At 54.1% G+C, this 14,281-nt stretch carries 12 protein-coding genes; 5 read left to right on the top strand and 7 right to left on the bottom strand.

All coding sequences use genetic code 11. From position 1 onward, the window contains the following. Positions 1 to 10 precede the first annotated feature (10 nt). The 4 genes from ghrB (at position 11) to C1N59_RS00045 (ending at position 4,553) form a co-directional block, all read left to right on the top strand. Complete coding sequence (gene ghrB / locus C1N59_RS00060) at positions 11 to 985, top strand: glyoxylate/hydroxypyruvate reductase GhrB (RefSeq protein WP_394550141.1); 975 nt, start codon at positions 11 to 13, stop codon at positions 983 to 985. An 80-nt stretch (positions 986 to 1,065) separates the two neighbouring features. Beyond that, positions 1,066 to 2,316, top strand: a complete 1,251-nt coding sequence (locus C1N59_RS00055) for a valine--pyruvate transaminase (protein WP_394550140.1) — start codon at positions 1,066 to 1,068, stop codon at positions 2,314 to 2,316. 158 nt (positions 2,317 to 2,474) lie between these two features. Then, positions 2,475 to 3,386, top strand: a complete 912-nt coding sequence (locus C1N59_RS00050) for an EamA family transporter (protein ID WP_058701535.1) — start codon at positions 2,475 to 2,477, stop codon at positions 3,384 to 3,386. Between the two features lie 225 nt (positions 3,387 to 3,611). Next, positions 3,612 to 4,553, top strand: a complete 942-nt coding sequence (locus C1N59_RS00045; protein WP_394550930.1) for an Rpn family recombination-promoting nuclease/putative transposase — start codon at positions 3,612 to 3,614, stop codon at positions 4,551 to 4,553. Positions 4,554 to 4,753: 200 nt separating this feature from the next. Here the strand turns inward: C1N59_RS00045 and ibpA are convergent, their stop codons facing one another. Next, positions 4,754 to 5,170: a small heat shock chaperone IbpA gene (ibpA, locus tag C1N59_RS00040; protein WP_006121371.1), complete on the bottom strand. Its 417-nt coding sequence runs from the start codon at positions 5,168 to 5,170 to the stop codon at positions 4,754 to 4,756. A 276-nt stretch (positions 5,171 to 5,446) separates the two neighbouring features. Between ibpA and C1N59_RS00035 the strand changes: the two genes are divergently transcribed. Then, positions 5,447 to 5,809 (top strand): YceK/YidQ family lipoprotein, encoded by a 363-nt coding sequence (locus C1N59_RS00035; RefSeq protein WP_006121372.1) that lies wholly within the window; start codon positions 5,447 to 5,449, stop codon positions 5,807 to 5,809. Here the strand turns inward: C1N59_RS00035 and C1N59_RS00030 are convergent. The 6 genes from C1N59_RS00030 to dnaA form a co-directional block, all read right to left on the bottom strand. Next, positions 5,790 to 7,043, bottom strand: a complete 1,254-nt coding sequence (locus C1N59_RS00030) for a DUF3748 domain-containing protein (RefSeq protein WP_110268666.1) — start codon at positions 7,041 to 7,043, stop codon at positions 5,790 to 5,792. The genes C1N59_RS00035 and C1N59_RS00030 overlap by 20 nt on opposite strands. 108 nt (positions 7,044 to 7,151) lie before the next feature. Beyond that, a complete protein-coding gene (gene yidA, locus C1N59_RS00025) occupies positions 7,152 to 7,961 on the bottom strand; it encodes a sugar-phosphatase (RefSeq protein WP_006121374.1) in 810 nt (269 codons plus the stop codon). Positions 7,962 to 8,132: 171 nt separating this feature from the next. After that, positions 8,133 to 10,541, bottom strand: coding sequence for a DNA topoisomerase (ATP-hydrolyzing) subunit B (gyrB, locus tag C1N59_RS00020; RefSeq protein ID WP_006121375.1), 2,409 nt, complete (start codon positions 10,539 to 10,541; stop codon positions 8,133 to 8,135). Positions 10,542 to 10,558: 17 nt separating this feature from the next. Next, entirely contained in the window at positions 10,559 to 11,644 is a 1,086-nt protein-coding gene (gene recF, locus C1N59_RS00015) for a DNA replication/repair protein RecF (RefSeq protein ID WP_394550139.1), read from the bottom strand. A 125-nt stretch (positions 11,645 to 11,769) separates the two neighbouring features. Further along, positions 11,770 to 12,870 (bottom strand): DNA polymerase III subunit beta, encoded by a 1,101-nt coding sequence (gene dnaN, locus C1N59_RS00010; protein WP_006121377.1) that lies wholly within the window; start codon positions 12,868 to 12,870, stop codon positions 11,770 to 11,772. A 4-nt stretch (positions 12,871 to 12,874) separates the two neighbouring features. After that, the gene (gene dnaA / locus C1N59_RS00005) at positions 12,875 to 14,281 is read right to left on the bottom strand and encodes a chromosomal replication initiator protein DnaA (protein ID WP_006121378.1); all 1,407 of its coding nucleotides are present in this window, start codon (positions 14,279 to 14,281) and stop codon (positions 12,875 to 12,877) included.

Genomic DNA, 14,281 nt, shown 5'->3' with positions numbered 1-14,281 from the left:
AAGCTATCTGATGAAACCCGCCGTCATTCTTTATAAAAAATTGCCTGACGATCTCCGTGCGCGTCTCGCAGACTATGCCACGATCACCGAAATCAACGATTTATCATCCGAAAGCCAGCAGCAACATGCGCAGGCACTGCAACAGGCCGAAGGAATGCTGGGATCGGGCGGAAAAGTCAACGGCGAGTTGCTGGCCAAAATGCCCGCACTGCGCGCCTGTTCCAGCGTTTCTGTCGGCTATGACAACTTTGATGTGGATGCCCTGAATCAGCGAGGGGTAGTGCTGATGCACACGCCAACGGTACTGACGGAAACGGTGGCCGACACCATCATGGTGCTGGTTCTCAGTACGGCAAGACGTATACCGGAGCTGGATGCCTGGGTGAAAGCTGGCAACTGGCAAAAAAGTATTGGTCCGGACCGGTTTGGCATGGATGTGCACCATAAGACGATGGGAATTCTTGGTATGGGACGCATCGGTATGGCGCTGGCCCAGCGTGCGCACTTCGGATTCGGCATGAACATTCTCTACAATGCGCGCCGTCAGCACGACCAGGCCGAATCGCAGTTTGCAGCCCGCCGGTGTGAGCTGGAAACGCTGCTCAAAGAAAGCGATTTCGTTTGCATCAGCCTGCCGCTTACCGAAGAAACGCATCATTTAATTGGCGCAGAACAGCTGGCGATGATGAAGCCCAGTGCGGTGCTGATCAACGCGGGCCGTGGGCCAGTGGTAGATGAAAATGCCCTGATTACCGCGCTACAAGAGGGCACGATCCACGCCGCCGGGCTGGATGTTTTCGAAAAAGAGCCGCTGCCGACTGACTCGCCGCTGCTGTCGTTACCGAATGTTGTTACGTTGCCGCACATTGGCTCTGCAACCCACGAAACCCGCTATGGGATGATGCAGGACGCGGTAGAAAATCTCATTGCCGCCCTGAGCGGCAAGGTTGAAAAGAACTGCGTGAATCCTCAGGTGCTGAAGTAATCCTGCGGCTGCCCATTGCGCCCGCCGGGAGCGGGCGTTATGGTGGTTATCCCATTCTTTATTACAAATTTTTAACCGCTATGGCTTTTTCTCAGTTCGGCGACAAGTTTACTCAACATTCCGGCATCTCACGTCTGATGGAAGACATGGGCGCAGGCCTGCGTACGCCCGGCACGATCATGCTTGGCGGCGGCAACCCCGCACAGATCCCGGCAATGAACGATTATTTTCAGCAGTTGCTGCAGCAGATGCACGACGAGGGCAAACTGAGTGAGGCCTTATGCAATTACGATGGTCCACGCGGTAAAGCCGTGCTGCTGGATGCCCTGGCGGCAATGCTACGTGAGCAGTGCGGTTGGTCTGTCACTGCGCAAAATATCGCGCTGACTAACGGCAGTCAGAGCGCATTTTTTTATCTCTTCAACCTGTTCGCGGGGCGGCGCAGTGACGGCAGTAAAAAACGGGTGCTGTTTCCTCTGGCTCCAGAGTACCTGGGTTACGCTGATGCGGGCCTGGATGAAGACCTCTTTATTTCTGCCAGGCCCAACATAGAGTTATTACCGGAAGGGCAGTTCAAGTATCACGTCGATTTTGAACATCTCCCCATGAATGACGATGTGGGGCTGATTTGCGTATCGCGCCCGACCAATCCAACCGGCAATGTCATTACGGATGACGAACTTCTGCAACTGGATGCGCTGGCGCAGCAGCATGAGGTGCCGTTACTTATCGACAATTCTTATGGTGTGCCATTTCCCGGCATTATTTTTAGTGATGTGCGGCCGCTGTGGAACCCCAATATCATTCTCTGCATGAGTTTATCCAAACTCGGTCTGCCAGGCGCACGTTGCGGGATTATCATCGCCGATGAGAGCACGATTACCGCGATCGGTAACATGAACGGCATCATCAGCCTGGCACCGGGCAGTATTGGCCCGGCCATTGCCAGCGAAATGATTCAACGTGGCGATCTGCTGCGCTTGTCTGAAGAAGTGATTAAACCTTTTTATCAGCACAAGGTGATGCAAACGATCACCCTTATTCGCCGCTACTTATCGGCGGAGCGCTGTCTGATCCATAAACCGGAGGGGGCAATTTTTCTCTGGCTGTGGTTCCGGGATTTACCGATCAGTACGGAGTTGCTGTACCAGCGGCTTAAAGCTCGGGGCGTGCTGATGGTGCCGGGCCACTTTTTCTTTCCGGGTCTGGAGCATGACTGGCCGCACACGCACCAGTGCATGCGCATGAATTATGTACCGGATGCGGAAAACATTGAGCGCGCCATACAGATTCTGGCTGAAGAAGTGGAGCTCGCCTGGCGCGACAGTTAAATCTACAGACCCGATCGGGCAACAAGGCGTCGTCTCTATCCGGCCGGCCTTGATGAAGCGCAACGCTGCCTTAACCCGATCGCAAAGGCATTTTGCATTATTAACAGACGTGATGCGCATATGGCCGTGCGGGCCAGCGCGGGCAAAAGGAGAGTGCGGTGTCGGGAAAAGACTGGCTGTTAGCCCTGTGTGTAGTGATTGCGTGGGGCGTGAACTTTGTTGTCATAAAACTGGGTCTGCATAACATGCCTCCCTTTTTGCTGGCGGGATTGCGTTTTGCACTGGTTGCCTTTCCTGCCCTTTTACTGGTGCGCCGTCCTGCTGTGCCAGTAAAGTGGCTTTTACTTTACGGCATGACCATCAGTTTTGGGCAGTTTGCGTTTCTGTTTTTGGCCATCAAACTGGGTATGCCTGCAGGCCTTGCTTCGCTGATATTACAGGCGCAGGCGTTCTTTACGCTGCTGCTTGGGGCGCTGTTTCTGGCCGAAAAGCTGCGCTGGAATCACATTGCGGGCATGCTGATTGCCACCTCAGGCATTTTTTTATTAGCCACCTCCGGCATGGCTGGCCAGAGCGCCGCCGGCATAACACTGACCACTATGATGCTTATGCTGGCGGCGGCGTTTTCCTGGGGACTGGGGAATATCACCAATAAAATCATCACCCGGCATTATCCCGTACCGGTTATGTCGCTGGTGGTCTGGAGCGCGCTGGTGCCCGTCGTTCCTTTCTTTGCCTGTTCGCTGCTGTTTGAAGGCCGGTCGGCAATCATTACCAGTCTGACGCACATTGATCTACAGACGGTGATGGCGCTGATTTACCTGGCCTTTGTGGCGACCATTATGGGTTACGGCATCTGGAGTACGTTGCTTAGCCGTTATGAAACCTGGCGTGTGGCACCGCTTTCCCTGCTGGTGCCTGTTGTTGGGATTGTTTCGGCAGCCCTGGTGCTGGGGGAAACCTTATCACGCCAGCAGATTGTGGGTGCTGTAATCATCATTGTCGGGCTGCTGGTCAATATGTTTGGTGGCGTGATTGGTCAGCGCTGGCTCAGGCAGCCGCAACATTAGCGCTTACCACTCGTCAAACTGACGTGCCCGACGTGACTACCTTTTCGTAAATGCCTGTGCATGCGCGCGTTTTCGGGCTGGCTTTGGCAGCCCGCTCGCAGAATAAAACCTCCGCCTGGACAGCAATGCGGATGCATGGAAGTATCCGCATTGCCAGGGCGGCCAGACATCTCTTTTCACTCATCACGACTTTCGCCCGTGTGCTTTATAACCGGGCCAGCAATGATGAAGAAGAAAAACGCAACGCCAACACCACATGATGCAACCTTTCGTCAGTTTCTCACCCAACCTGACATTGCCCGCGATTTCATGGAAATTCATCTTCCCGCAGATCTGCGCGCGATTTGCGACTTACGGACGTTAAAACTGGCGTCCGGTTCCTTTGTTGAAGCCGATCTCCGGCAGTATTTCAGTGATGTGCTGTATAGTCTCAAAACGACAGCGGGTGAGGGCTATATGTACGTCCTGATCGAACATCAGTCTTCACCTGACAGGCATATGGCGTTCAGGCTTCTTCGCTACGCGGTCGCGGCCATGAAGCGCCACCTGGATGCCGGCTATAAAACGCTGCCGCTGGTGATACCGGTGCTGTTTTATATGGGTAAACGCAGACCCTATCCTTATTCCACCTGCTGGCTGGATGATTTTACGCATCCGGCACTGGCTCGCAGGCTCTACAGTACTTGCTTCCCTCTGGTTGATATTACGGTAATGCCTGACGATGAGATTGTGGAACATCGCAGCATGGCGGCACTGACGCTGCTGCAAAAGCACATCCATCAGCGCGATCTCGCAAATCTGATGGACAGACTTGTCCCTGTGCTGCTGTCCGGTTATCTTTCGTCATCACAGATTGTATCGTTGGTGCACTACATTGTGCAGGCGGGTGAAACCCCAGACGTCGAGGCTTTTATTCAGGAACTGGCCCTGCGGGTGCCGCAACACGGAGACACGCTTATGACCATTGCACAGCAGCTTGAACAAAAAGGTATGCAGAAGGGCTTTGATAAGGGAATTAAGCAGGGAATTCAGACCGGTTTACGTGAAGGCCGCAATGAAGGTAAACGCGAGGTTGCGCGCACTATGCTTCAGCATGGCCTGGACAGAACAACCGTGATGAAAATGACCGGGTTGAGTGAAGCAGATCTGGCACAGATTCAGCATTGATCTGAACCTGCAAAAGAAGGCGCGGGACAGGTGAAGCCTGCGTTTGTCAACGCGACCTGATGCTTTTCGTTTTCTTACCATCAGGCCATCACCGATCGCTTCGCCGCATCCGCATCAATCTGCTTGTCGCGGTCATAAAAAAACGGCCACAACCTGTATGCTGTGACCGTTCTCATGTTTACTCAGCCGTCACGGCCGCTTTATTTTAAAATTTCAATCCGGCGTGGTTTCGCTTCTTCAGGAATCAAACGCTCAAGATCGATGCTCAGCAGACCATTTTCCAGGCGCGCGTCGCGCACGACGATATGGTCAGCCAGCTGGAATTTACGCTCGAAATTACGCTCGGCGATGCCCTGATAGAGATATTTACGTTCTGTCTGCTCTTCCGGATGCGCACCACGCACGATGAGCACGTTGTCGTGGGCCGTAATATCCAGTTCACTCTGAGCAAAACCGGCTACCGCGATAGTGATGCGGTAATGGTTCTCATCAACCAGTTCAACATTGTAAGGGGGATAACCACCGTTGCTCTGATTTTGATTGGACTCAAGCAGGTTGAACAGGCGATCAAATCCGATGGCAGAGCGATAAAGGGGAGACAGATCAAAGTTACGCATAAAAAGACTCCTGAATGTCAGCAAGTTTTGGCAACCTTCCACTATTGGACAGGTTGTGCAGGACCGCATTGCCCCTTTCGGCGGCAGCCTTAACGACCTTGTTTAGAAAATGGGTGCAGACGCCAGTCTTTCAAGACCCGATGCGTGATTTTTTTCGCCAAACTGGCGAAATGGCATACACTCAAGGGTAAATTGCCGGACCAGAACGGACTTCATGACTGAGAGGGTACGCTGGTGCGCTCACGCAATCAGGTGCCAGAATCGAAGGGACGACATATGAAAATGATGAAAAGGTTACCGTTGGCTGGCGTGATGTGTTGCGCAGTCGCTTCCGGTGGATGTTCCAGCGTCATGACGCATACCGGTGCAAGTCAGGGCTACTATCCGGGCACACGTGCCAGTGCCGACATTCTGACGGACAGTCAGGCCAGCTGGGCGCTAAAGCCCCTGGCGCTGGTTGATCTGCCTTTTTCTGCCGTCATGGATACGCTGTTACTGCCCTGGGATTACTATCGCAGCGACAAGGATAAAGCCCTGGATTCGCCGCGCGCCCGCGTGCTTCAGAGTGAAAAGCTGGCCCACACCGAGGAGAATCTGGCGCATGCTCAGCCCATGCCCGCTATGCAACCGTCACAGTAAACAGGTGCTGCCAGCCCTCTTTTTCCCGCATAAAAGCGATCTTTTTTCCATCCGGTGACCAGACCACCGCATCCCCGGACGGTGCCGACCCGGTGCGGGCGGTTAAGCGTTCGCACTCTCCCGTTTGCCAGTGACACAGCATCACGCTGTTGTCGCAAATAAAGGCAATGGCTTCACCACGAGGATGCCAGCTAAATGCAGACTGAATGCTGTGGTTCAGCCGCGTTATCTGACGCGGTTCACCGCCGTTAGGCGATACCCACCATAATTGAATCACCTGCTGGCTGTCCGCCATCAAAAAGGCGATAGCGCTGCCATCGGGTGAGCTACGTAACCAGTGGCGAGGTTGCTGCGCCAGTCCCTTGCTATAGGTTAACCGTCGCTGTTGAACCCCCGCTGGTGGCGCAGGTAGATGGTGGCTGTCCCCTTCCAGCGGTGAGCGGCCGGGTTTGGCATAGGCTTCCAGTGCCTCTGGCAAATCGACGACAAATACCTCGGGATGCTTGTCTCCTGCCGCGGAAAGCGTGTCGCCAATAAAGGCGATGGCCCAGCGTTGACGGCTGCCGTCCGGCTTTTCATAGCCCTGATGACCAATCCAGCACTCTTCATAGGCCCGATTGATTTGATCGCTGCCCGGCTGTGGGTGCGCTGTCGTTTCACTGACTACTACACAAAAATGGCTGCCATCATATTCGCGCGGATGCTGTTTTTCTGGTTTCACTGCTTTTAACGGGACGGCAATGCCGACATTGCGCAGATCAAGACTGATATCCAGCTCGTGCATCACGTGATCGTTATAGGTGAAGCTGAGGCGCGAGCCATCCGGACTAAAAACATGGACGTGAGAACCGCCGCGCAAAGCACCTGGCGTAAAGGGCGGCGTGATATCGCATGCATCCAGACTGGCGGCCTGACCCGCTTCAATGATCACGCCGCGGCGATGATGAAAGTCATAATGCCAGTTGTCGTCAGGATGCTCTGGCCCATGAATACAGACATAGCGCTCGGGTAAGGTGGGACAAACCGTCACCACGCCAACATGGGCGCCCGCCGTTGCCTCATACAGCACTTCCACTTCGCCGGTATTCACATTAACGCGTTCAATTGTCTTACCGGTGAACGACGCGCCGGAAGGCCGCACATCAAAGGCCAGCCACTGGCTGTCGGGCGTCCAGACGTTGATGTTGGTCAGTTGATGATGACGAGGAGCAAAAGTAATCTGTTTTTCAGGCATGAAAGCACTCGTGAGCAGGCGCGTTATTTGACAGTTGCAGTGATGTTATGGGTAAAACCGTGCAGATGACTGACCTGTCTGCGCGGTTTTACCCATAAAAGAAACCGATTAAAGCACCCATTTTTCAATGGCGTGCGCAACCCCATCTTCCATATTGGTTTTGGTCACAAACTGGGCTATTTTTTTCACAGAATCAATCGCATTGCCCATCGCGACGCCGGTCCCTGCGTATTCAATCATCGCCAGATCATTTTCCTGATCGCCTATCGCCATGACCTCTTCCGCTTGCAAACCCAGTTTCTCCGCCAGCATTTTTACGCCATAACCTTTGTTTACCCGACGGTCGAGAATTTCCAGATAGTAGGGCGCGCTTTTCAAAATGGTATACGTCTGGTGCGCATGCTCAGGCAGTCTGGCGATGGCCGCATCAAGCAGAGCGGGTTTATCAATCATCATGAGTTTTGGAAAACGCGTTGCCGGATCCATTTCTTCAACGGCCCGATAACGTACCGGGATGCCGGTCAGGCTGGCTTCATGAATTGTAAATTCGCTGATATCTTTATTTGGCGTATACAGGTGTGATTTATCAAACGCCTGAAAATGCACGCCCAGTTCTCTGGCCAGCTTCTCAACATACATGTAATCGTCAAAGCCCAGCGTCACATCGGCGACGACTTCACCATCTTCAGCCCGATGAACAAGCGCGCCATTATTACTGATGCAGTACTGACCTGGCGTATGGAGATCAAGTTCCATTAAATAACGTTCAATACCAACATAAGGCCGGCCGGTCGCCAACACGATGGAAACCCCTTTTTCCCGGGCGCGGTTCAGTGCCGATTTTACGCCTGCGGTGATCTCGTGCTGCGGATTCAGCAGCGTGCCATCCATATCAATTGCGATCAGTTTAATAGCCATAGCATCCTCATTGTGTCGGGTTTGCAGCAATGCTAGCGCGATTCAGCTCACATTGACCAGTTTATCGGCGCTTTTCAGCACGCGTGAACCATAACGTGTTACGTTTCGCTCCACGATGATCTGGCAAAAAAAAACCCTTCACGAGGAAGGGTTTTACATCTTTTGGCGCGATTAGATATCGATGTTAGCGGCTTTCAGCGCATTCTCTTCGATGAAGGCGCGGCGTGGTTCAACGGCATCCCCCATCAGGGTTGTAAACAGCTGGTCGGCGGCGATCGCATCTTTAATGGTGACACGCAGCATGCGACGGCTGTCTGGGTCCATTGTCGTTTCCCACAACTGATCCGGGTTCATCTCACCCAGACCTTTATAGCGCTGTACAGACAGACCACGACGGGATTCTTTCACCAGCCACTCAATCGCCTGTTCGAAGCTGGATACCGGTTGACGGCGCTCACCGCGCTCGATGTAAGCATCCTCTTCCAGCAGGCCGCGCAGTTTGCCACCCAGGGCGCAAATTTTGCGATATTCCGGCCCCATAATAAACTCGCTGTCCAGAGGATAATCCGTGTCCACGCCATGGGTCCGTACGCGTAAAACAGGCTCAAACTGATTCAGCTCACGATTTTCACGTACGTGTGCCACATAGGTGCTGCCGTGCGCTTCACGTTCAGTCAGATAGCTCACCAGTCCGTTAATCCAGGCGTTAACGGCCGCTTCATTACTCAGATCGCTCAGCGTGTCGTGATAGACCAGCGCACGTAACATCGCCAGCGGAAAACGGCGCTCCATACGTTTGATCATCTTCTGCGTGCTGTTAAAGTCCGCGACCAGAGATTCAAGCGGCTCACCACCTAATGCCGGTGCGCTGGCATTGGTGTGCAGCGTCGTTCCGTCGAGGGCGATAGCGATCTGATACTGATCCATCGCCTCATCGTCTTTAATATACTGTTCCTGCTTGCCTTTTTTCACTTTATACAGCGGCGGCTGAGCAATGTAGACGTGACCACGCTCAATAATTTCTGGCATCTGACGATAGAAAAAGGTCAACAGCAGTGTACGAATGTGCGAGCCGTCGACGTCCGCATCGGTCATGATGATGATGCTGTGATAGCGCAGTTTATCCGGGTTATATTCGTCGCGGCCAATGCCGCAGCCCAGCGCGGTAATCAGCGTAGCCACTTCCTGAGACGCCAGCATCTTATCGAAACGCGCCTTCTCAACGTTCAGAATTTTCCCTTTCAGCGGCAGAATAGCCTGGTTTTTACGGTTACGGCCTTGCTTGGCAGAACCGCCCGCGGAGTCACCCTCCACCAGGTAGATTTCAGACAGAGCCGGATCGCGCTCCTGACAATCCGCCAGCTTGCCCGGCAGGCCAGCCAGATCCAGCGCACCTTTGCGGCGGGTCATTTCACGGGCACGGCGCGCGGCTTCACGGGCGCGGGCGGCATCAATGATTTTGCCGACAACGATTTTTGCATCGCCCGGATTTTCCAGCAGATATTCCGCCAGCAGTTCATTCATCTGCTGCTCAACGGCCGATTTCACTTCAGAAGACACCAGCTTGTCTTTGGTCTGTGAAGAGAATTTTGGATCCGGCACTTTCACCGACACCACGGCAATCAGGCCCTCACGCGCGTCATCACCGGTGGCGCTGACTTTGGCCTTCTTGCTGTATCCCTCTTTATCCATGTAGGCATTCAGGGTACGCGTCATCGCGGCGCGGAAACCGGCAAGGTGCGTACCACCGTCGCGCTGAGGAATGTTGTTAGTGAAGCAGTAGATGTTTTCCTGGAAGCCGTCGTTCCACTGCAGAGCTACTTCCACGCCAATGCCGTCTTTTTCGGTCGAGAAATAGAATACGGTCGGATGGATAGGCGTTTTGTTCTTGTTCAGGTACTCAACAAACGCTTTGATCCCGCCTTCGTAGTGGAAATGGTCGTTTTTGCCGTCACGTTTGTCTTCCAGACGAATGGAAACACCGGAGTTCAGGAAAGAGAGCTCACGCAGGCGCTTCGCCAGGATGTCGTATTCGAAGTCGGTCACGTTGGTGAACGTGTCATGGCTTGGCCAGAAACGGATACGGGTACCGGTCGCGTCGGTATCGCCTGTCACCGCCAGCGGCGCTTCGGGCACGCCATGCAGATAAATCTGCTGGTGCACTTTACCTTCGCGACGAATGGTCAGCTCCAGCTTCTGTGACAGGGCGTTAACCACAGACACGCCCACGCCGTGCAGGCCGCCTGAGACTTTATACGAGTTATCGTCGAACTTACCGCCAGCGTGCAGCACCGTCATGATCACTTCTGCCGCGGACACGCCTTCTTCTTCGTGGATACCGGTTGGAATACCGCGTCCGTCATCCTGTACGGAAACCGAGTTGTCCGCATGGATGGTGACAACGATATCTTTACAGTGACCGGCGAGCGCTTCGTCGATTGCGTTATCCACGACCTCGAATACCATGTGATGCAGACCGGTTCCGTCATCGGTATCGCCGATGTACATGCCCGGGCGTTTGCGTACCGCATCAAGCCCTTTCAGAACTTTGATACTTGAAGAGTCATAAGAATTCGACATCAACGTTTCTCGCTCATTTAATCTTTAGGTTGAACCGCTATTTTACCCTGTTCCACGCGGAACATCTTGCCCTTTTCGTCAGTCATGTCGATTACATGCTCGGACGAGATGGCGCTGACAAAGACCTGAGCCTGCGTCGCCTTCAGTCGTTCCGCCAGCAGGCGGCGGCGACTGTCGTCCAGTTCAGAGGCAAAGTCATCAATGAGGTAAACACAACGGCGTCCGCTCTGGTTAGTCAGGAACTCGCCCTGCGCCAGACGCAATGCACACATCAGCAGTTTAAGCTGCCCGCGTGAGAGTAAATCTTCCACCGGCGTACCTTCGGCACGAATACGAAAGTCCGCTTTATGCGGGCCGTTGGCGGTGTAGGTTAAGGCCCGATCGCGTTCAAAGTTGCGTTCAAGCAGTTCGGCATAATCGCTCTCTTTGTCCCAGCCGCGCTGGAACGAAAAACGCAGATCAAATTCGGGTAAAAACTGCCCGCAGGTGGTGACGATCTCGGCTGAGATCGCGTCACTGTACTCGGCGCGCCACTGGCTAATCTGTTCGGCCAGCGGCACCAGTTCTTGATCCCAGGGACGAACCTGACTGTAGCGCGTGACCTGACGCAATGCCGCATTGCGCTGTTTGAGCAGGCGCCGCAGGTTGCTCCAGGCATTAAAAAAACCCGGCGTATTGTGAAAGCAGCCCCAGTCTACATAGGCTCTGCGATATTTAGGACCGCCATTAAGTAGGGTAAAACCCTCTGGCGTGATCAACTGCATCGGCAGTAACTGCGCCAACTCGGCCACTTTATGTCCGTCGCTGCCGTCAATGCGGACTTTGCTCTCCCCGGCGCGATTTTTACTGAGCCCGACGGAGAACTCGCGCTCCTGGCCTTCCAGCCGGCCATGCAGCACAAAGGCGGCCTGATCGTGCCGAATTACCCGTCCCGCCTGCAAACTGCGAAACGCACGTCCGTGGCCCAGCGTATAGATCGCCTCAAGCACGCTGGTTTTGCCGCTACCGTTCGCGCCCACCAGAAAATTAAATCCCGGCGCTAACGCCAGGTCAGCCTGTTCAATATTGCGAAAATCTTTTATTAGCAGGCGGGTTAAAGCCATGAATCAATCCAGCGTGAAGGGCAAAAGTCAGGATGAAAGGGATTGTGCCTTTGAAAAACAAGCCGCTCGGGTCACGGACAATACCGTCCGAAACCCGAATGGCGAGCAGGCCAGCGTACGATGGCCTACAGGCGCATAGGCATGACGACATAGGCCGCCGCCGGGCTGACGACATCTTCAATCTGCACACTCGACACAGAATCCGTCAGCAGCAAACGGACGTTCTCGCACTTCAGCGCATTCAGCACGTCCAGCACGTAACTCACGTTGAACCCAATTTCCAGCTCGCTGCCGTTATAGCTGACATCCAGCATCTCTTCCGCTTCTTCCTGTTCAGGGTTATTCGCGGTAATTTTTAGCTGATTTTCGGTGATATGCAGACGAACACCACGGAATTTCTCATTCGACAGAATCGCAGCACGGGCAAACGCCTGTTTCAGCAGATCGCAACCGGCTTCCAGCACCTTATCCGGATTCTTGGGCAACACACGACGATAATCCGGGAAGCGACCATCCACCAGCTTAGAGGTGAAGATATAGTCGCCCACATGTGCACGGATATTACTGCTGCCAATCTGTACCTGAAGCGGCGTATCGCCGCCATCCAGCAGACGCAACAGCTCGATAACCCCTTTACGCGGCACGATGACCGAATGGCTGGGCAGCGCCTGGCCAACGGGCATGGAACAGACGGCCAGACGGTGACCATCGGTGGCGACCGTACGCAGTTCTTCGCCTTCGGTCTCAAACATCATGCCGTTCAGGTAGTAACGCACGTCCTGATGCGCCATGGAAAACTGCGTGGCTTCAATAAGCCGTTTCAGCGTTGCCTGCGGCAGCGTGAATTCCACCTCGCTCTGCCAGTCATCCAGGTTGGGGAAGTCGCTGGCGGGCAAGGTCGAAAGCGAGAAACGGCTGCGGCCAGAGCGCACCAACATCCGTTCGCCTTCCAGTGTGACGTTGATCTCTGCGCCTTCCGGCAGGCCGCGACAAATATCGAGAAATTTGCGTGCCGGCACGGTGGTTGCGCCAGGCTCGTGCGCCTGAGTAAGCGCCACGCGCGCCACCATTTCCATTTCCAAATCGGTGCCGGTCAGCAACAGCGATCCGTCATTCACCTGCATCAGCAGGTTGCCAAGGATCGGCAGCGTCGGACGACCACCAAGGGGGCCGCTGACTTGCTGCAGCGGCTTTAGCAACTGTTCACGTTCAACAATAAATTTCATAGCGTCACGAAGATAATGTTCTGATGAGATTAGAGAAATCTTCTTTGATGTCGTGGCTTTCTTCACGCAACTGCTCAATCTTGCGGCAGGCATGAAGCACCGTGGTATGGTCGCGACCGCCAAAAGCATCGCCAATTTCCGGCAAACTGTGGTTGGTCAGCTCTTTCGCCATCGCCATCGCCATTTGACGCGGACGCGCGACTGAGCGCGAACGGCGCTTAGAGAGCAAATCCGCGACTTTAATTTTGTAGTACTCCGCAACGGTCTTCTGAATATTATCAATAGTGACCAGTTTTTCCTGCAGGGCCAGCAGATCCCGCAATGCTTCGCGAACGAAATCGATCGTAATCGCCCGACCGGTAAAGTTAGCGTTCGCAATCACCCGGTTCAGTGCCCCTTCCAGCTCACGCACGTTCGAACGTAAACGCTTGGCAATAAAGAAGGCCACTTCGCCCGGCAAACGAATGTCGTTTTCGTCCGCCTTTTTCATCAGGATCGCAACGCGGGTTTCCAGTTCAGGCGGTTCGATCGCCACGGTCAGGCCCCAGCCAAACCGTGACTTCAGTCGATCTTCAACCCCGTTGATCTCTTTGGGGTAACGATCCGACGTCAAAATGATCTGTTGATTGCCTTCCAGCAGGGCATTGAAGGTGTGAAAAAATTCTTCCTGCGAACGCTCTTTATTGGCAAAAAACTGAATGTCATCGATCAACAGCGCATCAACCGAGCGGTAGTAACGCTTAAACTCTTCAATCGCGTTATTTTGCAGCGCTTTTACCATGTCCTGCACAAAGCGCTCGGAATGCATGTAAACCACTTTCGCATTTGGCTTACGCGCAATGATGCCATTACCCACGGCGTGCAGCAGGTGAGTTTTGCCGAGGCCAGTACCGCCATAAAGGAACAACGGATTGTAGGCACCGCCAGGGTTATCGGCCACCTGGCGTGCCGCCGCGCGCGCCAGTTGGTTAGATTTACCTTCAACAAAGTTATCGAAGTTATGGCGATTGTTAACATTGGACCGATAGGTCACATCCGCAGGAGCAGGCACGTTGTCCCAGCTCGGACGTAAAATCTGTGTCGGTGCCGGACGGCTTGGCACAGGCTCTGCCGGCGCACTGACGCTGGCCATCGCGGGCTGGCTGACCGCTGCGGCGTGTTGAACCGGACGCGTGCCCACCTCAAAACGCAACAGCGGGACATTGGCACCGCAGAATTCGTTCAGCAATGCGTTAATGCTGTTTAGGTATTTATCCCGAACCCAGTCGAGTACGAAGCGGTTAGGAGCATACAAGGCAAGCGTATTGTCGTTTAATTCAGCCTGTAGTGGACGGATCCACATGCTGAATTCGGTGGCAGGAAGCTCATCCTGCAAACGGGCAAGACACTGTTGCCAAAGCGTAAGTGACAC

It is taken from the genome of Pantoea sp. SGAir0183, assembly GCF_043545505.1.
The sequence above is the reverse complement of the archived record's forward strand: the minus strand, read 5'-3'. Positions and strand labels throughout refer to the sequence as shown.

Bases quoted from the DNA above. Each gene is read 5' to 3' on its own strand.
- ghrB (WP_394550141.1), top strand. From the start codon at position 11: ATGAAACCCGCCGTCATTCTTTATAAAAAATTGCCTGACGATCTCCGT.
- C1N59_RS00055 (WP_394550140.1), top strand. From the start codon at position 1,066: ATGGCTTTTTCTCAGTTCGGCGACAAGTTTACTCAACATTCCGGCATC.
- C1N59_RS00045 (WP_394550930.1), top strand. From the start codon at position 3,612: ATGAAGAAGAAAAACGCAACGCCAACACCACATGATGCAACCTTTCGT.
- ibpA (WP_006121371.1), bottom strand. From the start codon at position 5,170: ATGCGTAACTTTGATCTGTCTCCCCTTTATCGCTCTGCCATCGGATTT.
- C1N59_RS00035 (WP_006121372.1), top strand. From the start codon at position 5,447: ATGAAAATGATGAAAAGGTTACCGTTGGCTGGCGTGATGTGTTGCGCA.
- C1N59_RS00030 (WP_110268666.1), bottom strand. From the start codon at position 7,043: ATGCCTGAAAAACAGATTACTTTTGCTCCTCGTCATCATCAACTGACC.
- yidA (WP_006121374.1), bottom strand. From the start codon at position 7,961: ATGGCTATTAAACTGATCGCAATTGATATGGATGGCACGCTGCTGAAT.
- gyrB (WP_006121375.1), bottom strand. From the start codon at position 10,541: ATGTCGAATTCTTATGACTCTTCAAGTATCAAAGTTCTGAAAGGGCTT.
- recF (WP_394550139.1), bottom strand. From the start codon at position 11,644: ATGGCTTTAACCCGCCTGCTAATAAAAGATTTTCGCAATATTGAACAG.
- dnaN (WP_006121377.1), bottom strand. From the start codon at position 12,870: ATGAAATTTATTGTTGAACGTGAACAGTTGCTAAAGCCGCTGCAGCAA.